Here is an 18,557-nt window from a genome sequence, read left to right as displayed (position 1 = left end):
TGTGGGCGGGCGTCGGCGCAGCCGGGGCGGAGCGGGCCGGAGGCAGGAGCGGCGCCCCGAGCGGAGCCGGGAAGGCCGCCCGGCGGAGCGGAGCGCAGCCGGGTGCTTGATGAAGGAGAGAAGGTTTTATCCCGCTGGGATGAGGCGCTTCCCGTCATGGCTGCGTACGTGAGGACCGTTGCCGTCCAAGGCGTCCAGGAGCCTGACTGCGAAGACCTCGGCCATGCGCTCGCTGACTTCCTCCGGTGTGAGCCAGGAAACAGCCGTGGACTCGCTCGACGTGCGCTCGGTGCCGCCCGAGGGCTTGCAGCGGAAGACCAGGGCCACGATGCCGCGGGTGAGGTTCTTGTAGACGCCGGTCAGTTCGTCCACCTCGACGTGGATGCCTGTCTCCTCCAGGACCTCGCGGGCGACGCCGGCCTCGGGGGTCTCGTTGAGTTCGAGGATGCCGCCGGGGAGCTCCCAGGTGCCGTTGTCGGCTCGGCGGATCGCCAGGAGGCGGCCGTCCTCGCGCACCACCACTCCGGCCACGGATACGGAGTGCAGGGGAGACGGCGTCGCTTCCTGTGCTTGACTCATGTAGAGGAGCATAGGAGGCAGAGAAGGACTATGGGAACTGCTGCTGGAGGGGTCGGGTCCGGACCTCGGTACGTGCAGATCGCGGACGAGATCGTGCAACAGATCCGGGCGGGAGTTCTCAAGCCTGGCGACATGGTGCCGAGTGAGTCTGAGCTGGTGGAGCGCTATGGCGTGTCCGGCGGGACGATCCGTAAGGCCATGGTCGAGGTGCGGGCGAGTGGGCTGGTCGAGACCCGGCATGGCAAGGGCTCGATCGTGAAGAACCGGCCTCCGGTGCGGCACCGCTCCTCCGATCGCTTCCGGCGCTCGCTCCGGCAGGGCGGACAGGCGGCCTACCTCGCGGAGTCCGCCCAGTCCGGCGCGACTGCCAAAGTCAGCGTTCTCTACATCGGGCCGACGGAGGCGCCCGAGGATGCCGCCCAGCGACTGGGCGTCCCGGCCGGTACGCAGGTGCTGGCTCGCCGGCGTCTCTACTTCCGTAACGGCACCCCGGTCGAGACCGCGACGTCGTACCTGCCCTGGGACGTCGTGAAGGACATCCCGGAGCTGTTCGCCGAGAACCCCGGCGGCGGTGGCATCTACGCCCGACTCGAAGACCACGGGCATGAGTTCGCGGAGTTCGTCGAGACGCTGCAAGCGCGGCCGGCCTCCAAGGCGGAAGCCTCGGAGCTGGCACTGAGTCCGGGTGCGCCCGTGGTTCATCTGATCCGAGAGGCCCGTACGACCGGGGGTCTCGTAGTCGAGGTGTGCGACACCCTCATGGCCGCTGACCAGTTCGTTTTCGAGTACCGGATCCCTGCCGCCGACTGACGCACACTCAACTCTTCGCAACCCGTCACGAGTTCTTCTTCGTGGCGGGTTGACTCATGTACAGGAGTCAGGCACTCTCCTTTACATCACTCATGTACATGAGTGATGGAGTTCAGCATCTATAGAGGAGTGATCTCTGTGCGTCAGATTCCAGTCGACACCTCCGGCGCCGTCGTGATGGTCGCCAAGTCCCCGCAGGTCAAGGTCCGTGACCGCCGTACCGGCGAGATCGCCACCGACGCCGAGACCGGTGCCAAGCTGATGACGGTCGACGTGATGTTCGCAGCGAACGAGGAGGTGGAGATCCTCTCCATCACCGTCCCGGAGCCCGGCATCACCGGCGAGTTGGCCATGGGCACGCCGGTCGCGCTGACCGGCCTGATCGCCCGCCCCTGGGAGAACGACTTCAACGGCCAGAAGCGGCACGGCATCGCGTTCCGCGCGGTCGCGGTCACCTCGCTCGCCGATGCCGCCGCAAGGCCCAAGGCAGCCTGATCATGACCGGCTTCACGGTCGCCCTGGTGCTGGTCGCCGCCGCCGTAGGTGTTCTGCGGTGGCGGCGCCCCGCCTGGTACTGGTTGACCTTCGGGGTCACGCTGGCCGTGGTGCGGGTCCTGGTCCGGTACGGCTCCGTCATGGACGCGTGCGGGCTGACCGTTCCGCCCGCACGTTGGCGGCTCGCCCTCGCCCGTGCCACCAACCGGCCGATTCCGGGGCCCCGCGCCCCGCGCATCCTGTGGCTGCGTCCGACTCGTACCGGGCTGATCCTGCGGCTCAAGCTCCGGCCGGGGCAGGACGCCTTTGACATCGCCGCAGCTTCGGACCGGCTCCGGCACTCGTTCTCGATGTACGGGGTGACCTCGCGGGAGCTGCGCTCCGGCGTCGTAGAGGTGCGGATGACCGGCTACGACGTGCTCAAGCGGGTGCAGATGCCGGCCGAGACCGACACCCGGCCGATGCGGGTGCCGGTCGCCCTGCGGCAGGACGGCTCGGTGCACTACCGCGACTACCGGGCTATACCCCACGCCCTCACCCTCGGGGCTACGGAGTCCGGCAAGTCTGTCTATCAACGCAACCTGGTCGCCGGGCTCGCCCCGATGGACGTCGCCCTCGTCGGCATCGACTGCAAGCAGGGGGTTGAACTGTTCCCACTGGCCCGCCGGTTTTCCGCGCTGGCCGATGATCCCGACACCGCCGCCGAAGTGCTTGATGCGCTCGTGGTCCGGATGGGGCGCATCTATCAGGTCATCCGGGCTCAGCAGCGCATCGCCGCCGACGTGCCGGACGCGGAGATCGCCGCCGACATCTGGGACCTGCCGACCGATCTGCGTCCGACCCCGGTCGTGGTCCTGGTCGACGAAGTTGCCGAACTCGCCCTGTACGCCAACAAGGAGGAGGAGAAGCGCCGGGACCGCATCATCACCGCCCTGGTCCGCCTGGCCCAGCTCGGCCGCGCCGCCGGCATCTACCTCGAAATCTGCGGACAGCGCTTCGGCTCCGAACTCGGCAAGGGCATCACCATGCTCCGCGCCCAGCTCACCGGCCGTACCGCCCACCGCGTCAACGACGAGACCTCTGCCAACATGGCCTTCGGCGACATCTCCCCGGACGCCGTCCTGGCCGCCATCCAGATCCCGGCCGAGATGCGCGGAGTCGCCATCGCCGGTGACTCGACCGGCGGTTGGCACCGCATCCGTGCCCCGCACACCTCGCTCCGTCAGGCCGTCAACGTCTGCAACCGGCACGCCGACCGGACGCCGGACCTGCCCGAACTGGCCCCGTTCCGGCCGGTCATCTCCGCCTCCGCCGCCGCTCCCGTGTCGCTGGCCAAGGCTTCCTCAGCCGCCGTCTGATCTCTCTCGGATCCCCACCGGTCGGCGCGACCGCCTTCGCGCCAGGTCCCTACCCCCGCCATGCCCAAAGAAGGGAGACCCCGCCGTGTGCCCGAACTGCGAGGACTTCGCCCGGACCGTGCTCCTGCTCGGCCAACTCGCCTTGTACGCCGACATGGTTGGCGCCGACCTCGACTTCGTGGAAGCCGTCAGCGCGTCCCTCGCCATCTCGCTGCCCGAGCCCCCGCCCGGCACGTTCCCGCCCGGCTACGATCCCGACGGCGGCCCCGCCTACCCCGGTGACTCCTGATGGCTGCCCGTCATGGCCTCCGGGTCGATGCGGTCCTGGTTCAGGCCGTAATCGCCGGTGCCCTGTCCTTCGCCCACCTGCACGATCTGGCCTCCGCCGCGGGGCAGAACGGGTGGAAGGCATGGGCCTACCCGGTCAGTGTTGATCTGCTCCTGGTCGCCGCCTGGCGGCGGCTGCGCAGTGAGGGGCCGTCCCGGCTGGCCTGGTGCTGGTTCGTCGTCGCGCTGTTCGCCTCGCTCGGCGCCAACGTCGCCACCGCCGGGTTCCTCGACCTGGCCGACCCACCCGCCCTGCTCCGCCTCGGCATCGCCGGATGGCCCGCGCTCGCCTTCCTCGGCGGAACGCTCCTCGCGCACTCGTCGGCTGCGGAGCCAGGGCCGGTGCCGCCGGCATCTGTCGCGGACGCGGAGGAGGTCGTGTCTCCGGCCGAGCAGCCGGTCCCGGCCGCCGAACACGCACCTGCCACGGAGCCAGTGCCCGAGCCTGGCGCGGCCCCCGCCTCTCCGGCCTCGGTTCCCGCCCCGGCCCCTGCTCCTCCGGTCCCCGCCGTCCTGCTCGACCACGCCCGCAAGGTCGCCGACGAGTACCGCACCCGCACCGGATCCCCGATTGACACGGACACCCTGCGCTCTCGCCTCGGCGTCCCGCCCCACCTCGCGGACGCCATCGCCGCCCACCTCACCTGACCAGCAACAGAGGAAGACCGATGACCCGTGACCCGGCCGACCCGACCGCCTCCGACTACCTCGACGGCGCCCGCGAGATGGCTGCCGCCAACCGGCCCTTCCTCGCTCACCTGCTCGCTGAGGAAGCCGCCCGCCTCACTGCCGACCCGGCCACGGCCGCCGGTATCCGCGCCAGCTTCCCTGCCCCGACCACGGCCCGAGAGGAGAACGACTGACATGCCCGCCCGCGACCACTTCCACTCCGTGATGCGTATCGGCCCGGTGCAGATCGGCACGCACCGCGACCGCAACGGCCAGACCAAGCACGCCGCCGTGTGCACCTCCGACGACTGCGGCTGGTCCGCCGACTACTCCAGCCAGTCCGCGGCGCAGCTCGCCGCCCGCACCCACCGCTGCCGCGTCCGCTAGGAGACCCACCGCCATGCAGGTCCCCCTCTGGTTCGCGCTGCTCGTCGTCGGCTACCTCGGCGTCAAACTCGTCCGCCCGCCCGCCTGGCTCATCGCCGTACTCCTGCTCGGCGGCTTCCTCCTTACCGACAGCGTCCTCGCCCCGGCCATCAAAGCCCTCGTCAAGTAGCCCGCCCGCGAGAGGAGATCACCCATGTTCCGCCCGAAGATCCCCACCATGCCCATGCCGACGGGCCTCGCCACCCCGCCCGCCGTCATCGAGCCGACCACCGTCACCCGGAACGCAGAGACCCCGCCGGCCACCACGCCGACTCCGGCACCGTCCCGGCCCACGGTCCAGCTCACCCCGGGCACCGCGCTCGCACTAGTCGGCGGCGGCACGGCCGTCGTCCTGGTCGTGGGCGCCGTCCTCGTCTCCCTGCTCCTGGCGGTCGCCATCACCGGCGCCTCGGTCGCCATCTGCGCCGTCGTCCTGCGCTCCCTGCTCGCCTCCGACGCCAAGCGTCGCTGACCGGCACCCAGGCGGCCTCGATACCGCCAAGCATCCGCCGCCCGGGCGCCGTCCCTGTCCGATCTCGCAACCGGAAGGAAGCCCAAGCATGGCCCACCGCGCCTCACCCGCGACACCGAGTGCGCCCATGCCCGACACATTGCTTGACCCGATCACCCTCGGGGACGTGCTCCGGGTGGCCTCAGCCTCCGACTACGCCCGTTGGGAAGACCAGATTCGCCGCACCGGCGGCTGCTCCGACCCGATCCACCTCACCGGCTGGGTCCTCCACAAGGACAAGACCAGCGGCGAGATCCTGCACCACTACTCCACCGAGAAGGAGCCGGGCGGCCGCCTCCGCCTCGCCTGCGGCAACCGCCGCGCCTCCCGCTGCCCGTCCTGCGCCTGGACCTACGCGGGCGACACCTACCACCTGATCCGCGCTGGACTGGCCGGGGACGGCCGCCGCGACGTCCCCGCCACTGTCCGCGATCACCCGCGCGTCTTCGCCACTCTCACGGCGCCCTCGTTCGGCCCGGTCCACAACCGTCCCAATCGCGGCGCCTGCCGCTGCGGCACCCCGCACGCGCCCGACGCTCCGGAGCTGGGCACCGCCCTCGACCCGGACAGCTACGACTACGCGGGCGCCGTGCTGTTCAACAACCATGCCGGTCAGCTCTGGCAGCGCTTCACCACGCGACTCCGCCGTGAACTCGCCGCCCGCGCCGGCATGCCTCGCCGTGAACTCGCCGAACACCTTCGCGTCTCGTACGGCAAGGTCGCCGAGTTCCAGAAGCGCGGCGCCCTGCACTTCCACGCCGTCGTACGCCTCGACGGCCCGGAGGGGCCCGGAACGCCACCGCCCACCTGGGCCACGGTCGACCTCCTCACCGACGCCGTACGTGCCGCCGCAGCGCACTCGTACACGTCCGTGTCGCTCCCGGCTGCCGGTGACGAGCCCGCCCGTACCTTCCGTTGGGGCCGACAGCTCGACGTCCGCCCGGTCAAGGCCTTCGGCGACGGCTCCGACATCACCGAACAGGCCGTCGCCTCGTACGTGGCCAAGTACGCGACCAAGGCCGCCGAGAACACCGGCACCCTGGACCGCCGCATCGGCGAACTCGCCGAACTCGACCGCCACCAGGTCCCGGACCACACCCGGCGGCTCATCACCGCGTGCCGCGACCTGGACAGCCTCTACCCGGACCGGCGCCTCTGGGCTTGGGCCCACATGCTCGGCTTCCGCGGGCACTTCTCGTCCAAGTCGCGCACCTACTCCACCACGCTCGGCGCCCTCCGCCAGGAACGCGCCGACTACCGCGCCGCCCAAGAGGCATCCGTCCTCGGCCTCGACGAGCGCGAGCCGGACACCGTCCTCGTCCTGGCGGACTGGCAGTACGCCGGCCACGGCCACACGCCGGGTGAAGCCGCCCTCGCTACAACCATCGCCCGCGATCTCCAGCTCAACCGCGAGACCGCCCGCGACGCCCTTGCCGACCAGTTGAACGCCGAAAGGGAGTGCTGACCATGGCCGCAGAGCTTCCGAACCGGTTCCTGACCCCTGAGGACCTGGTCGAGATGTTCGAACTCCCCAGCGTCGAGACGGTCTACCAGTGGCGCCGCAAGCACACTGGTCCGCGCGGCTTCCGTGTAGGTCGGCATCTCCGCTTCGATCCGACCGACGTGCGGGCCTGGGTAGACACCCAGCTCGGGGAGGCCGCCTGATGGCCGGACACATCCAAGACCGCTGGTACAGGACCGAGGTCAGCCCGAACGGCAAGCCTCACAGGGTCAAGACCGAGCGCTACGGCACCGGCATGCGCTACCGGGCCCGCTACATCGGCCCGGACGGCACAGAGAAGTCCAAGAGCTTCCCTGACAAGCAGAAGAGGTTGGCCGAGAAGTGGCTGACCAACATCGAAGCCGACATGGCGCGCGGGCAGTACATCGACCCGCAAGCGGCCCGGACAACGTTCCGGGAGTACACGGATCGCTGGCTCGCCTCGCTCACGACCGACCTGACGAGCCGGGCTGCCGTCGAGGGTCGACTGCGTTTGCACGCTCTGCCCTACCTCGGCACCCGTCCGATCGGCTCGTTCCAGCCCGAGCACATCCGCGACTGGAATCGTCAGCTAGAAGATGCCGTGGCATCAGCCCAATATCGGCGCCTCATCTTCGACGCCGTCTCCTCCGTACTGAACGCGGCCGTAGATGACCGCCTGCTGGCCTCGAACCCCTGCCGGGCTCGTTCCGTCAAGGCGCCCCGGCCGACACCGACACGCGTGCACCCGTGGTCCGCTGAACAGGTCTTCGGCGTACGAGCTGGCCTCCCCGAGCGCTACATGGCCATGGTCGACCTCGGCGCCGGATGCGGTCTTCGACAGGGTGAGATCTTTGGCCTGGCCGTCGACAACATCGGGGACCTCGGCTGGTTGTACGTCCGTCAGCAGGTGAAGAAGGTTCGCGGCACGCTCGTCTTCGCCCCGCCCAAGCGTGGCAAGCTCCGTGACGTCCCCCTCGACCCCGAGGTGTCGGCCGCGCTCCGCGAGCATATGGAGCGCTTCCCGCCTGTCGAGGTGGCCTTACCTTGGCTGACACCGACCGGCCCCAAGGTCACACACCGCCTCGTCTTCACGAGCGGCATCGGCGCCGCCATCTGGAGCCAGGGATTCAACGACCAGGCGTGGAAGCCTGCGTTGGCCTCCGCCGGCATCATCCCGACCCCGGAGAAGGGCGAGCGTTACGCTGCCGCCCGCGAGCACGGCATGCACGCCCTCCGCCACTTCTACGCCTCGGTCCTCCTGGACGCCGGAGAGAGCATCAAGGCCCTGAGTCTCTACCTCGGCCACAGCGATCCGGGGTTCACCCTCCGCGTCTACACGCACCTCATGCCGTCCAGCGAGACCCGGACCCGGAAGGCCATCTCCGCGATGTACCGGGCGGCCGGTCACGCTCACGACGGCCCGAAGACGGACGACGGCCCAGAGACGGCCCAAGCCGCCTGACACGGCCCCTCATCGGCGGAAAACCTGCTGGTGAGGGGCCTTTTCATGCCCGCTCGCGGTAAGTAACACCCCATCTTGCCGTACCGCCACCCCTAGGCGGAAACCCGTATGCTCCGGGCGCTGTGACCTGGGGTTTCGCTGCTACGGCCGCGGCTCGTGCGTGTTCTGGAGTGCTCCGCGGGGTGGAGGGGCGGGTCAGACCAATGGGGGAGCGGGTTGTGCCTCGGGGCTGACGCGGAGGGGAGTGCTGCCGTCGGACGATGAGGACCCGGCGGAGGGAGACGTGGTGGAGCGTTGGGACCGGATCGGGCGTACGGCGGCGTACGGAGCGGCGGCGGCCCTCGTGCCGTACCTGATGATCAAGGTGTCGTGGGTGGTCGGTTCGTTGCTGGGGCTGCTGCCGGTCGGACGGGGGTTCAGCCTGGGCGGGTGGCTGGTGCTCAACACCGTCACGATCGGCATGGCCGCGGCCGGGGTCACGCTGGGGCTGGCGCTGGTGCGGCCGTGGGGGATGCGGATTCCCGGCCGGCTGGTGGGATTCCTCGCCTGGGTCGGGTCGGGGTTCCTGGTGTCGATCCTGCCGTTCGTGGTCGTCAGCGCGCTGGTGGACTCCGGGACGGGGAGTCCGGGAGGCTCAGGGAATTCGGGGGGCGACGCGGCGATGCCGGGCTGGGAGGCGGTGCTGCTCGAGTGCAGCTTCGTGGGAACCGGGATCGCGCTGGCCGTCGCGCTTCCCGCCTATCTGTGGCGGCGCTGGCCCCACGCGCTGCGCCGGCCGGAGCGGCCTCCCACCCGCACCTCCTCAGGCCCGCCGTGGCCCGCGGTGACCGGCACCGTGACCGGCCTGGCCTGGCTCTACTGGGCGGCCGGTGGCCCCCTGGGCATCGCGCACCGCGATGAGCGGCCGGCCGCATGGCACGTACTGGTCGGGGTCAGCGCGTGCTGGGCTCTCGCCGCGTCCGCAGCCGTACCGGCTCTCGTCCGGAGCCGGTCGACCCGGCTGCCGTATCCGCTCCTGCTCGCGCTGGCGTGGCTGGGCTCGGGCTCGATGTTCGCGTGGAGCGGCTGGAGGCTGCCGGCCACGCTGTACGTGGCGCTGGCACACCCGAGCGACGTCGGCTACCCGGAGAACGTCGCGGCCGCCGTGACCCTGCACGCCATGGCCGTGCTGACCGGGGCAGGAATCATACGGACCCTGGCGCGCGGCGACCGCAGACGGGTCAGCGCGCCCGACAGCACCCAGCAGCCCGCCGAGCGGGCGGGCCGTCATCCGTGAACCTGGCTGTTCAGAAAGGCGTTTGACCGGGAGCACCTCGATGCACCCGCGGCAAGGTCACCTGGAGTGACTTCAACACTCGTGAACATGACTCGACCGCGGATCTGGGTGCCTCCCAAATCCCTGTACGGCCACCGTCCCGACTCGCGTATAAGGCCACCCGCCCCGGATGCGGGCCCGGCAAGTCGTCTTCCGACAGGCTCATGGAGCGCGGGTTCATGGGCGCGGAAGATGATCACCGTGCCGGTCCCCTCCGCGACGATCTTCAGTTCTCGGCTGGTGCCGGAAACGGAACTTTTCGATCGTGACGGGCCCACGGCCCCGGCAGACGGCGGCCGGGAAGCACCGAAGGCGGCCGAGAGCTCACAAGAAGGCCCCAGACGCTCGGCAGACGGAACTTCGTGGTCACGCGGGCAGGTTCAGTTGCCAGGAGACGCCGAACCGGTCGTTGAGCCAGCCGAACTTGGGGCTGAAGCCGTAGCTGCCCAGGGGCATGAGCGCGGTGCCCTGCTCGGCGAGGGCCGCGTAGAGGCGGTCGATCTCGGCCTCGTTCTCGCACTGCACGAAGAGCGAGATCGCGGGGGTGAAGGTGAAGTCGTGGCTCGCGGGGCTGTCGATGCACATGAACTGCTGGCCGACGAGAGAGAACGTCGCGTGCTGCACGCTCCCCTGCTTGCCGGCGCCGTCGGCGCCGTAGCGGGTGATGCTGACGACCTCGGCGTCGTCGAAGAGCGAGGTGTAGAAGGTCATCGCCTCTTCGGCGTTGCCCTCGAACATCAGGAACGTGCTGATCTTCTGCGAGGTCACGATCTCCATGCCGCTCTCTCCTCCGCGCTGTCGGGCAGTCGACGCCTGGCAACGGTAGCGGGGGCGCCGCGCGCCGGCGGTGCGACGCGGGCTGCTGCCGTGATCGGGGTCCGATCAGGGTTGACTCAGGGCCGTTCCCTGATGAGCGGGGCCGCCGGTGCGGAGGAGACTCGTGACCGGGCCGGACGATCACCGGACCGACGACCACGATCTTGGGGGAACACCGTGAACAGCTCTGCCCGTCGCACCCGTTGGACCACCCTGGCCGTCGGCAGCGGCCTGCTGCTGACCCTGGCCACGGGGGTGGCCGCTCCCGCCTCCGCCGCCGAGGGCCCGGCACGCACCGCCGCTGCCGCGCCGTTGCCCGCGCTGGACCCGGCCGCGCTGAAGGCGTCCATCGCCGGTCTGCCGAACGCGGACGTCACCGGCGCGCTGCTGCGGATCACCGGCAGTGCGGGTCACTGGCGGGGCACGTCGGGCGTGGGCAACCTGGGGACCGGACAGGGCGTGCCGTCCAACGCGCACATCCGGATCGGCAGCATCTCCAAGGTCTTCACCGCCACGATCGTCCTCCAGCTCGCGGCCGAGCACCGGATCAGCCTGGACGAGCCCGTCCAGCGGTACCTGCCGGGCGTCCTGCCCGCCGACCTGCCGCCCGTCACGGTCGGCCAGTTGCTCAACCACACCAGCGGTCTGCCGCGGGGCGCCGACAGCCCGGACTTCGGCGACGGCAGCCCCGAGTGGTTCGCCGCCAACCGTCTGAAGAGCTTCACCCCGCAGCAGGTGATCGACCTGATGGCGGGCCAGCCGATGCAGTTCGCGCCGGGCACCGCGCAGCAGTACAACGGCATGAACTACTACGTCGCCGGCATGCTGATCGAGAAGATCACCGGGCACACCTTCGCGGACGAGGTGCGGTCCCGGATCACCCGGCCCCTCGCCCTGCACGACACCTACGTTCCCGACGCCGGCGACCCGCGGCTGCCGAGCCCGCACTCCGACGGCTATCTGACCGTCACGTCCGCGGACGGCACCACGCATCCGGTGGACGTCACCGAGCAGAGTCCCTGGCCCTGGGCCGAGGGCGGCATGATCTCCACCCCCGCCGACCTGGACCGGTTCATCACCGCGCTCTTCCGCGGCCGCTTCCTTCCGGCCGCCCAGCAGGCCGAGCTCTTCGCGGTTCCCGACGTTCCCAACTTCCACAGCAGCCAGTGCCGTACCGAGGCCGACGCCGGGCGGGCCTGCATGACCATGGGCCTGATGCGGGTCAAGGCCTCCAACGGTGTCGTGGTCTGGGGCAAGACGGGATCCCGGCCGGGCTACACCAGCGGCGTGTTCTCCACCCGCGACCTCTCCCGCAAGATCGTCTACTCCGTCAATCCCACCAACCTCAACGGCACCGAGATGCGCTACATCCAGCAGATGGCCGCCGCCTCCTTCGGCGCCGTGGTCCCGGCCAAGAACTGACCCGACCGGGGTCTCGTCCGTCGCCGGGGCGGCCGCTTCGCGGTCCCGGTCAGTGCTGCTGGGTCCTGGCCCCGATCAGTGCTGGGTCGTGGGGCCGATCAGTGCTGGGTCGTGGGGCCGGGTGGCAGGTGGACCGTCATGATCAGGTGGCAGGTCCCGGTGCCCGCGCCGCGGTAGGTGTGCGGGGTGTCGGCGTCGAACGTGGCGGTCTGGCCGGCTTCGATGCCGTGCTCGGCGCCGTCGACGACCAGGGTCATACGACCGGACGTGACGCTGACGGTCTCGACCACTCCGGCCTGGTGGGGGTGACTGGGGTACTCCTCGCCCGGTTCCAGTCGCCAGCGCCAGACCTCGACGGGGGTCGGTCCCGAGGTCGTCAGCATGAGGCGCGCCTGGCTGCCCCGTTCCCCGGTCCACAGCGGGGCGACGGCCTCCACGGACACGACGCGGACCTGGCCCTCGGAAGAGCCCTGCATCAGAGCGGACACCGAGATGCCGAGGGTGTCGGCCAGCCGGACCAGGGTCGCCAGGTTGGGGTTGCCCTGGGCCTTCTCCAGTCCCACCAGGGCACCCTTGCTGACCTGGGCGCGGCGGCTGAGCTCCTCCAGGGACAGACCCGCGCGCACGCGGGCCGCCCGGACGTTGTTCGCGACCGTCCGCAGGGCTGCGGCCGTCTCGGCCATGGGGTCTCCGTCCTCAGCGCTGAACACTTCAATGCACCGCACGGTCGTTTGGTTGACATCGACCGGTCGTTCCGTTGTACGGTTTGGTCGTTCCAATGATAGTAAGGGATGCTCTGAACCGTGATCGCTCTGCTGCTGGCCCTGGGCAGCTCACTCGCCTACGGATGCGCCGACTTCCTCGGCGGTCTCGGCGCCCGTAAGGCCCATGTGCTGCGGACCGTGATGGTCGCGGCGCCGGCCAGCCTCGCCGTGGAGCTGCTGCTGTGGCCGGTGCTCGGCGCCTCGTTCGGCACCGCGGCCCTCGGCTGGGGCGCGGCCTCCGGGGTCGCCTCGGCCGCCGCGTTCGCCCTGCTCTACCGCACCCTGGCGATCGGCCCGATGAACGTGCTGTCGCCCGTCACCGCGCTGGTGTCCGCCGCGCTGCCCGTGGGTGTCGGCCTGTTGCAGGGTGAACGTCTGACCACCGCCGGGCTGGTGGGTCTGCCGCTCGCGCTGCTGGCGGTGGTGCTGGTCAGCGCCGGGCACGGCGCGGGCTCGGCGCGCCCCTCGCGCACGGCGCTGCTGCTGGCCCTCGGCGCGGGCGCCGCCATCGCCCTCCAGCTGATCTTCCTGCACCAGGCGCCGTCCGACAGCGGGGTGGCTCCGCTGATCGTGGGCCGGGCCGTCTCCTCGGTCGTCACCCTGGCCGCCGCCGGAGTGCTGCACCGCAGACTCGGTTCCGAACGGCCCGCCTACGCGATGTCGGCGGCAGCGGGGGTACTGGACTCGCTGGCGAACCTGCTGTTCCTGCTCGCCGCCCGCAGCGGGGACCTCACCGTCGTCGCCGTGATCACCGCCCTCTACCCGGCCGGCACCGTCCTGCTCGCCCGAGGTGTGCTCGCCGAACGCATCCACCGCGGACAGCTCGTCGGCCTGGGCACGGCCGCCGTCGCCGTCAGCCTGCTGGCCCTGACCTGAGCACCTGCACGCCCCACCCGCACCACCGAAGCGAGGAAAGCGCCATGCTGATTCACCCCTGGGACGCCGGTCTGGACGAAGCCGAATGGCAGACCTGGATCGCCGATGGGCATGACTTCGGGCAGCTCGGCGTCAACGGCCCGCCCGGCCACCCGCCCGTCGTCGTACCCACCCACTTCATCTGCGACGGCGGCGATCTCCTGATCCACCTCGCGCGACCCAACCCGGTCTGGCAGGCGATCGAGCACGACCCGAACGTCGTCCTCACCGTCATCGGCGACTACGCCTTCGTCCCCGGCCCCTGGCGCGCCCCGGCCGGCACACCGCCCCACGACGGCGTCCCCACCAGCTACTACTCGGCTGTCCAGTTCACCTGTCGCGCCCGCATCGTCGACGACCCCGAGGCCAAGGCCGAGCTGCTGCGCCGCCAGCTCGCCCACTTCCAGCCCGAGGGCGACCACGCCCCCGTCGCCGTCGACCGGCCGCCGTACGGGCGGATGCTGGCCGGCATACGTGGCCTGCGCCTGGAAGTCACCGAAGTGCGGGCCAAGTTCAAGTACGACGACCACAAACCCGTCGAGCACCGCACCGCCGTCGCCGACCACCTCACCGCACGCGGCCAGGGCCTCGACCTGCCCACCGCACGTCAGCAGCGCCGCCGCCTGGACCGCATCGGTCCCTGGAAGCCCTGACTCCCACCTCTTCCACCCGCCCGGACGCAGGAAACGGAACCAACACCCCTATGACCGCCTTCCGCCTCGCCCCAGCCGTCGCAGACGCCTTCCCCGACACCCTCATCGCCCTGGTCACCGCGACCGGCCTGCGCGGCCGCGAACCCTGGCCCCACACCTCCGCCGCCCTTGAGGAGCTGGAGCAGCGGCTCGCCGACGGCACCTGGCAGCCCGCCGACGAGAACGACCCCCGCATCGAGGCCTGGCACACCGCCTACCGCTCGTTCGGCACCAACCCCCGCCGCATCCGCCCCAGCGTCGACGCCCTCGGCCGCCGCCTCGCCAAGAAGGGCACCCTGCCCCGCATCAACCCCGGCGTCGACTCCTACAACTCGGTCTCCGTCCACCACGGCCTGCCCGCCGGCGCCTTCGACCTCGACCACGTCACCGGCGACATCGACATCCGCCACGCGGACGGCACCGAGACCTTCACCCCGCTCGGCGAACCCGACACCGTCGAGAACCCCAAACCCGGCGAGATCATCTACGCCGACACCACCGGCGTCCTGACCCGCCACTGGAACCACCGCGACGCCCACCGCACCCGCGTCACCGAGGACTCCACACACGTCGCAGTCGTCCTCGAAACCCTCCGCGCCGGCCAGGACGGCCACCTCCTCAAGACCGCGGCGGAGGAACTGCGGGACCTGCTCGCACCGCACGCCGAACACACCGCCGTGCACCACCTCACCCCGGCACAGCCCCACGCCGTCGTCTGAGACGCCGAGGTACTCGGGGCGAGTTGAGTACTCGTGCTCAGGCCCGCGCCGGGCGGGGCCGGAACGCTTGGAGCATGAGCCGAGGAACGCGCAAACCCGTTTCCCAACTGCTGTCGATCCTGGGGATGGCCGCGGCCGCGCCGGTGATGTGGGCCGCGTGGCTGGGCTGGGATCAGCACCGCGATGTGCGGCCTGACGGCACGACGACCGGGCCGTACGAGGCATGGCAGGTGATCGGGCTGGTGCTGACCCTGCTGGCAGCGGTGTGCTGGGCGGCGTCCCGGCGCTATGTCGCGGGCGCCGTGGTGGGCACCTCGCTGGGCCTGACCGCCGCCGCCTGTTACGACTGGTCGGACGACTCCAGCGGCCTCTACATGGTCGGTGTGGGCGGCGTCATGATGGGCAGCCTCGCCGTCACCGCCGTCGTCGCCGCAGTGGTCTCCGCCGTGATCGCCCATGGGGCCTCCGACGGGCACCGCACCGGAGCGTGACGGCACTCTGTGCTGCCCATCGCTCCCGGATCAGCAGCTGACGCCCCACTCCTCCCGCGGAATCGGTCCCTCCCAGGCGTCGCACACGCGCTCGGCCCAGTCGCGGGCCACGAAGACCGATCGGGTGAGAAGGGCGTCGCCGCTGCGCTGCGCCCGCAGGACGAGGCCGAGTTCGCCCGCCCCGAGGTCGCCGCACTGGTAGCAGCGGACCCGTTCGCCCAGCCCCCGCTCCCGCATAGCGGCCACGAAGCGGTCGTTCAGCCGGGAGGGCACCTCGCCCACCAGCCGCAGACCGTGCCAGGTGGCCCGGGGCCGGTGCCGCGCGTCGATCGCGACGCAGAAGAGCCGGCCCGATTCCGCGTAGTACGTGGTCAGCGCCTGGCCGCGGGAGGCCGGGAGGTGGAACCGCCGGGCAGCCACATGCCGGGGCGCAGCCGGATCTCCTCGAGGAGCTGGTGCACGTCGCTCAGCTCGTGGACCGGGCTCGGTGGCCTGCGTGGCGTGCCGCCGCCAGGCGTCACCTGGGCGCTGGACCGCTCGGTCACTCGCCCGGCTGCTCCCGCTTGCGCAGCAGGACCAGGACCGCGCCGCCGATCACCACGAACCCGATGGCCACGCCGGCGATCAGCGGGGTGAGCGCGGAGCCGCCCGTGGCGGCGAGGTCGGTGCCGTCCTGGGTGGCCGAGGCGAGGGGGGTGGGCTCGCCCACGGTCTGGGTCGTCTTCGTGGTGATCGTGCCCTGGGTGCGGCAGTCGAGGACGCCGGCGAAGTGCTGGCTGAAGCCGTTGGGGCCGGTGATCGTGAAGTCGTATGCCTGGTCTTCCTGGAGCGGGACGCTCACCGTGCGGGTGGCGCCCGCGGGGATGGTGTGCTCGGCGCCCATCAGGTCCAAGGTGAAGGGCTGGTCGCCCTTGTTGTCGGCCGTGATGTCCACCGCGCCCTTGGCGCAGTTCTTGCGGGCCGAGACCGCGGGTATGGCGCCCTTGGCCGCCCAGTTGGCCGTCGCGGTCGCCGAGACCGTGGACTCGCTGGAGCCGGCGAGGATCTGGGTCTGGCTGCGGCTGTCGGAGGCGAACGCCCGGCCCACCGGGACGGTCGTCGAGGCCTGCAGGGTCAGCTCGGCGGAGCCGTCCGCCGCGTCCTCCGGTATGTCGAAGTAGAGCCGGCTGCCGTTCTTCGCAGAGGTGAGCACCTTGCCGGTCTTGTCGATGATCCGCACTCCGCTGGTGGCCGCGTCCGCCGGCGGGATCACCGTGACGGAGCCGGCGTTGGTGTGCACGGTCACCGGGCCGAGCAGGTCCCCGGGGTGACCGGAGACCGCAGGCGGGTCCAGGGTCAGGGAGGCCTCGGGCTCGGTGCTGTTCCGGGCGCTCTTCTGCAGATAGGCGGCGAGCTTCTCGGCCTGCGGGTCCACGGCGTCGACCTTGGCGTGGTCCGAGTAACGCCATATGGCCACCTGGGTGCCGGCCGCCGCGTCCTGCTCGGTGAGGGTGCTCACGCCGGCCTGCCGGGCGAGCGCGGCGAGGTCGTTGACCTGGGGGTAGGAGTTCTCCAGGATCCAGCGGATCCTGCCGGCGTCCTTGTTGGCGCCCAGCGACGTGCCGCTCCAGGACGTCTCCTGGTAGAGGGCGTCGCGCTGGGTGGGGTTGTGCAGGTCGATGCAGTACGTCTGCAGGGTGCCGCCGCCGTCCACGGACATCTCGAAGAGTCCGGCGGCCACCCGCTGGTCGCCGCCGTCCCCGTGTATGACGGCCTCGCCGTAGGTCTTCAGGCCGTCGATCGTGGCCGTCGCCCCGCCCTGGGTCTGCGGTGTGCCGTCGGCCATGGCCGTGCCCGCGCCGGACAGCACACCGGCCGCCACGAGCCCGGACACCGTGGTGACGGCGGCAAGGCGGGCCACAGCGGTGGACCGACAGAACCCAGAGAGCGCTACAAGCACAGATCTCCCCTTCGAGCAGGACCCGTTGACCATGGGAGACGGTCCCACCAGCAGAATCAGCAGCCCCATGGGGCACGCCCGGCATCCTATGGACCACGCGGGACCTCACCCGCCGGTCCGATGATCCGATGGCCGATCCGATCCGCAATCGTTATCGCCGGGACCGTCCTTGAGCAGCGGTTACCGACAAATCCCCCGGTTCGTAGGGGTGTTCGCGGCAGACTCGCCGCCAAGCCGCGCTTCGGTGCGGGGTGGCGGAAGCCGAGCGGACCGAAGCCGGGCGGACTCCGATGACGTCGCCTCAGCACTGACGTCATGTCACCGCGACCGGCTCCGCGTTCCGTTGCTCCGGCACCGCGTCCGGGGCGTCCGCCGGTCCCGGTGTCTCCCAGCCGGGTTCCGGCCGCGTGGCCGCCGGAGGTGTGTCCGGTTTCGCCGCGCGGCGGAAGACCGCGGTGCCCCGGGACAGGTCGTGGCCGATCGCCACGGCGTCGATGTCGGCGGACGCCCACTGCTGCTGCCCGTCGCGCGCCTCCGTGCGCACCTTCAGCCGGCCCTGGACGACGACCGGCTGGCCCACCTCCACGGACGCGGCCACGTTGACGGCGAGCTGGCGGTTGGCCCACACCGTGAAGAAGTTGGTGTGCCCGTCCGTCCAGGTGTTCCTCTCCCGGTCCCAGTAGCGCGCGGTCACCGCCAGCCGGAACCGGGCCGACGGGCCCGCCGCCGACTCCCGGTACACCGGCGGGGTCGCCACATTGCCCACCACACAGACGACGGTCTCGTTCATGTCCTCGCTCCCCTCCCCCGCCCGGCGCCCTGCGGCCGGGCGGACACACGTACGGGCCCGTCCCGTACGGCGGTGTCTGCCGTGCCGGCGCGTACGACTGCCGTACGTGCCCGCACGCCCCGCCGACCGCGTGCGCCGTCCGCCGTCCCTCCGGACCGGACCCGCCGTGCGATCGCCGTGACCTCAGACTGCCTCCGTCGGGCCGGGCCCGCTGAGCGCTGTGGACGACCCCTTCACCTGTGGAAAACCCCGCCACCCGCACGAGTGACCGACGCCTCCGGACCCCGGTCCGCGTCCCCCGCACCTCCCGTCACGCGGCGCCGCCGTCGTCGCCCTCAGCCACCCCCGTCACGCGGGCCGGCCCCCTCAACCCGGCCCCGGTCGCAGCCCCAACTCCGTCCTGGACCCGTCCCTCCCCCGTCACCCGGCCCGACCCGTCACCGAGCCGGGCCCGCACTCCAGGAGCTCCCGCCCTCACCCCACCCCGGCGCCGGCCCCGGCCCCAGCCCCAGCCCCAGCCCCAGCCCCAGCCCCAGCCCCAGCCCCAGCATCGTGCGACACGACCCGCCCGTAC

The 18,557-nt window shown here is 71.1% G+C and carries 25 protein-coding genes; 18 read left to right on the top strand and 7 right to left on the bottom strand.

Annotated features, from left to right (window positions below; all coding sequences use genetic code 11):
- Positions 1 to 126: 126 nt before the first annotated feature.
- Positions 127 to 591: an NUDIX hydrolase gene (locus ACWEN3_RS09730; RefSeq protein ID WP_452967878.1), complete on the bottom strand. Its 465-nt coding sequence runs from the start codon at positions 589 to 591 to the stop codon at positions 127 to 129.
- Positions 592 to 609: 18 nt separating this feature from the next.
- Here ACWEN3_RS09730 and ACWEN3_RS09725 point away from each other — a divergent pair, with 18 nt between their 5' ends.
- From ACWEN3_RS09725 to ACWEN3_RS09665, 13 genes are all read left to right on the top strand, one after another.
- Entirely contained in the window at positions 610 to 1,389 is a 780-nt protein-coding gene (locus ACWEN3_RS09725) for a GntR family transcriptional regulator (protein ID WP_452967875.1), read from the top strand.
- Between the two features lie 138 nt (positions 1,390 to 1,527).
- Positions 1,528 to 1,884, top strand: coding sequence for an SCO3933 family regulatory protein (locus ACWEN3_RS09720; protein ID WP_171156182.1), 357 nt, complete (start codon positions 1,528 to 1,530; stop codon positions 1,882 to 1,884).
- 2 nt (positions 1,885 to 1,886) lie between these two features.
- Positions 1,887 to 3,242, top strand: a complete 1,356-nt coding sequence (locus tag ACWEN3_RS09715; protein WP_452967873.1) for an FtsK/SpoIIIE domain-containing protein — start codon at positions 1,887 to 1,889, stop codon at positions 3,240 to 3,242.
- 85 nt (positions 3,243 to 3,327) lie between these two features.
- Positions 3,328 to 3,531, top strand: coding sequence for a hypothetical protein (locus ACWEN3_RS09710; protein WP_452967871.1), 204 nt, complete (start codon positions 3,328 to 3,330; stop codon positions 3,529 to 3,531).
- Entirely contained in the window at positions 3,531 to 4,217 is a 687-nt protein-coding gene (locus ACWEN3_RS09705) for a DUF2637 domain-containing protein (protein ID WP_452967869.1), read from the top strand. Before ACWEN3_RS09710 ends, ACWEN3_RS09705 begins: the two co-directional genes overlap by 1 nt.
- Before the next feature lie 20 nt (positions 4,218 to 4,237).
- Complete coding sequence (locus ACWEN3_RS09700; protein ID WP_452967866.1) at positions 4,238 to 4,432, top strand: hypothetical protein; 195 nt, start codon at positions 4,238 to 4,240, stop codon at positions 4,430 to 4,432.
- Position 4,433: 1 nt separating this feature from the next.
- Entirely contained in the window at positions 4,434 to 4,625 is a 192-nt protein-coding gene (locus tag ACWEN3_RS09695) for a mobile element transfer protein (RefSeq protein WP_255931581.1), read from the top strand.
- Between the two features lie 13 nt (positions 4,626 to 4,638).
- Entirely contained in the window at positions 4,639 to 4,794 is a 156-nt protein-coding gene (locus ACWEN3_RS09690; RefSeq protein WP_452967863.1) for a hypothetical protein, read from the top strand.
- Between the two features lie 24 nt (positions 4,795 to 4,818).
- Positions 4,819 to 5,136, top strand: a complete 318-nt coding sequence (locus ACWEN3_RS09685) for a SpdD-like protein (RefSeq protein ID WP_452967861.1) — start codon at positions 4,819 to 4,821, stop codon at positions 5,134 to 5,136.
- Positions 5,137 to 5,263: 127 nt separating this feature from the next.
- The gene (gene repSA, locus ACWEN3_RS09680; protein ID WP_452967859.1) at positions 5,264 to 6,640 is read left to right on the top strand and encodes a replication initiator protein RepSA; all 1,377 of its coding nucleotides are present in this window, start codon (positions 5,264 to 5,266) and stop codon (positions 6,638 to 6,640) included.
- A 2-nt stretch (positions 6,641 to 6,642) separates the two neighbouring features.
- Complete coding sequence (locus tag ACWEN3_RS09675; protein WP_067314647.1) at positions 6,643 to 6,840, top strand: helix-turn-helix transcriptional regulator; 198 nt, start codon at positions 6,643 to 6,645, stop codon at positions 6,838 to 6,840.
- Complete coding sequence (locus tag ACWEN3_RS09670; protein ID WP_452967857.1) at positions 6,840 to 8,120, top strand: tyrosine-type recombinase/integrase; 1,281 nt, start codon at positions 6,840 to 6,842, stop codon at positions 8,118 to 8,120. Before ACWEN3_RS09675 ends, ACWEN3_RS09670 begins: the two co-directional genes overlap by 1 nt.
- Positions 8,121 to 8,406: 286 nt before the next feature.
- Positions 8,407 to 9,396 carry a hypothetical protein gene (locus ACWEN3_RS09665; RefSeq protein ID WP_452967855.1) on the top strand — a complete coding sequence of 330 codons (990 nt, stop codon included), beginning with the start codon at positions 8,407 to 8,409 and terminating at the stop codon, positions 9,394 to 9,396.
- 405 nt (positions 9,397 to 9,801) lie between these two features.
- Here ACWEN3_RS09665 and ACWEN3_RS09660 read toward each other — a convergent pair whose 3' ends face one another.
- On the bottom strand, positions 9,802 to 10,212 hold the full coding sequence (locus tag ACWEN3_RS09660) for a VOC family protein (RefSeq protein WP_452967852.1): 411 nt from the start codon (positions 10,210 to 10,212) through the stop codon (positions 9,802 to 9,804).
- A gap of 216 nt (positions 10,213 to 10,428) precedes the next feature.
- Between ACWEN3_RS09660 and ACWEN3_RS09655 the strand changes: the two genes are divergently transcribed.
- Positions 10,429 to 11,673, top strand: coding sequence for a serine hydrolase domain-containing protein (locus ACWEN3_RS09655; protein WP_452967850.1), 1,245 nt, complete (start codon positions 10,429 to 10,431; stop codon positions 11,671 to 11,673).
- A 98-nt stretch (positions 11,674 to 11,771) separates the two neighbouring features.
- Here ACWEN3_RS09655 and ACWEN3_RS09650 read toward each other — a convergent pair whose 3' ends face one another.
- Positions 11,772 to 12,356, bottom strand: coding sequence for a helix-turn-helix domain-containing protein (locus ACWEN3_RS09650; RefSeq protein WP_452967848.1), 585 nt, complete (start codon positions 12,354 to 12,356; stop codon positions 11,772 to 11,774).
- A gap of 120 nt (positions 12,357 to 12,476) precedes the next feature.
- Here ACWEN3_RS09650 and ACWEN3_RS09645 point away from each other — a divergent pair, with 120 nt between their 5' ends.
- From ACWEN3_RS09645 to ACWEN3_RS09630, 4 genes are all read left to right on the top strand, one after another.
- Positions 12,477 to 13,313, top strand: a complete 837-nt coding sequence (locus ACWEN3_RS09645; protein WP_452967846.1) for an EamA family transporter — start codon at positions 12,477 to 12,479, stop codon at positions 13,311 to 13,313.
- Between the two features lie 44 nt (positions 13,314 to 13,357).
- Entirely contained in the window at positions 13,358 to 14,005 is a 648-nt protein-coding gene (locus ACWEN3_RS09640) for an FMN-binding negative transcriptional regulator (protein ID WP_452967843.1), read from the top strand.
- A 50-nt stretch (positions 14,006 to 14,055) separates the two neighbouring features.
- Positions 14,056 to 14,763: a B3/B4 domain-containing protein gene (locus tag ACWEN3_RS09635; protein WP_452967840.1), complete on the top strand. Its 708-nt coding sequence runs from the start codon at positions 14,056 to 14,058 to the stop codon at positions 14,761 to 14,763.
- Between the two features lie 74 nt (positions 14,764 to 14,837).
- Positions 14,838 to 15,254, top strand: coding sequence for a hypothetical protein (locus tag ACWEN3_RS09630; RefSeq protein WP_452967838.1), 417 nt, complete (start codon positions 14,838 to 14,840; stop codon positions 15,252 to 15,254).
- Between the two features lie 30 nt (positions 15,255 to 15,284).
- Here the strand turns inward: ACWEN3_RS09630 and ACWEN3_RS09625 are convergent, their stop codons facing one another.
- The 4 genes from ACWEN3_RS09625 to ACWEN3_RS09610 all read right to left on the bottom strand — a co-directional run bounded on the left by ACWEN3_RS09625 (position 15,285) and on the right by ACWEN3_RS09610 (position 17,983).
- Positions 15,285 to 15,674, bottom strand: coding sequence for a hypothetical protein (locus tag ACWEN3_RS09625; RefSeq protein ID WP_452967835.1), 390 nt, complete (start codon positions 15,672 to 15,674; stop codon positions 15,285 to 15,287).
- On the bottom strand, positions 15,626 to 15,799 hold the full coding sequence (locus tag ACWEN3_RS09620; protein ID WP_452967832.1) for a hypothetical protein: 174 nt from the start codon (positions 15,797 to 15,799) through the stop codon (positions 15,626 to 15,628). Before ACWEN3_RS09620 ends, ACWEN3_RS09625 begins: the two co-directional genes overlap by 49 nt.
- Positions 15,796 to 17,226 (bottom strand): Cys-Gln thioester bond-forming surface protein, encoded by a 1,431-nt coding sequence (locus ACWEN3_RS09615; RefSeq protein ID WP_452967916.1) that lies wholly within the window; start codon positions 17,224 to 17,226, stop codon positions 15,796 to 15,798. Before ACWEN3_RS09615 ends, ACWEN3_RS09620 begins: the two co-directional genes overlap by 4 nt.
- Positions 17,227 to 17,506: 280 nt before the next feature.
- Positions 17,507 to 17,983, bottom strand: coding sequence for a single-stranded DNA-binding protein (locus ACWEN3_RS09610; protein WP_452967829.1), 477 nt, complete (start codon positions 17,981 to 17,983; stop codon positions 17,507 to 17,509).
- Positions 17,984 to 18,557: the final 574 nt, after the last annotated feature.

It is taken from the genome of Streptomyces sp. NPDC004561, assembly GCF_053602155.1.
This window is presented reverse-complemented; position numbering and strand designations above follow the sequence as displayed.

Bases quoted from the DNA above. Each gene is read 5' to 3' on its own strand.
- ACWEN3_RS09730 (WP_452967878.1), bottom strand. From the start codon at position 591: ATGCTCCTCTACATGAGTCAAGCACAGGAAGCGACGCCGTCTCCCCTG.
- ACWEN3_RS09725 (WP_452967875.1), top strand. From the start codon at position 610: ATGGGAACTGCTGCTGGAGGGGTCGGGTCCGGACCTCGGTACGTGCAG.
- ACWEN3_RS09715 (WP_452967873.1), top strand. From the start codon at position 1,887: ATGACCGGCTTCACGGTCGCCCTGGTGCTGGTCGCCGCCGCCGTAGGT.
- ACWEN3_RS09705 (WP_452967869.1), top strand. From the start codon at position 3,531: ATGGCTGCCCGTCATGGCCTCCGGGTCGATGCGGTCCTGGTTCAGGCC.
- ACWEN3_RS09700 (WP_452967866.1), top strand. From the start codon at position 4,238: ATGACCCGTGACCCGGCCGACCCGACCGCCTCCGACTACCTCGACGGC.
- ACWEN3_RS09695 (WP_255931581.1), top strand. From the start codon at position 4,434: ATGCCCGCCCGCGACCACTTCCACTCCGTGATGCGTATCGGCCCGGTG.
- ACWEN3_RS09690 (WP_452967863.1), top strand. From the start codon at position 4,639: ATGCAGGTCCCCCTCTGGTTCGCGCTGCTCGTCGTCGGCTACCTCGGC.
- ACWEN3_RS09685 (WP_452967861.1), top strand. From the start codon at position 4,819: ATGTTCCGCCCGAAGATCCCCACCATGCCCATGCCGACGGGCCTCGCC.
- repSA (WP_452967859.1), top strand. From the start codon at position 5,264: ATGCCCGACACATTGCTTGACCCGATCACCCTCGGGGACGTGCTCCGG.
- ACWEN3_RS09675 (WP_067314647.1), top strand. From the start codon at position 6,643: ATGGCCGCAGAGCTTCCGAACCGGTTCCTGACCCCTGAGGACCTGGTC.
- ACWEN3_RS09670 (WP_452967857.1), top strand. From the start codon at position 6,840: ATGGCCGGACACATCCAAGACCGCTGGTACAGGACCGAGGTCAGCCCG.
- ACWEN3_RS09660 (WP_452967852.1), bottom strand. From the start codon at position 10,212: ATGGAGATCGTGACCTCGCAGAAGATCAGCACGTTCCTGATGTTCGAG.
- ACWEN3_RS09650 (WP_452967848.1), bottom strand. From the start codon at position 12,356: ATGGCCGAGACGGCCGCAGCCCTGCGGACGGTCGCGAACAACGTCCGG.
- ACWEN3_RS09640 (WP_452967843.1), top strand. From the start codon at position 13,358: ATGCTGATTCACCCCTGGGACGCCGGTCTGGACGAAGCCGAATGGCAG.
- ACWEN3_RS09635 (WP_452967840.1), top strand. From the start codon at position 14,056: ATGACCGCCTTCCGCCTCGCCCCAGCCGTCGCAGACGCCTTCCCCGAC.
- ACWEN3_RS09630 (WP_452967838.1), top strand. From the start codon at position 14,838: ATGAGCCGAGGAACGCGCAAACCCGTTTCCCAACTGCTGTCGATCCTG.
- ACWEN3_RS09615 (WP_452967916.1), bottom strand. From the start codon at position 17,226: ATGGTCAACGGGTCCTGCTCGAAGGGGAGATCTGTGCTTGTAGCGCTC.
- ACWEN3_RS09610 (WP_452967829.1), bottom strand. From the start codon at position 17,983: ATGAACGAGACCGTCGTCTGTGTGGTGGGCAATGTGGCGACCCCGCCG.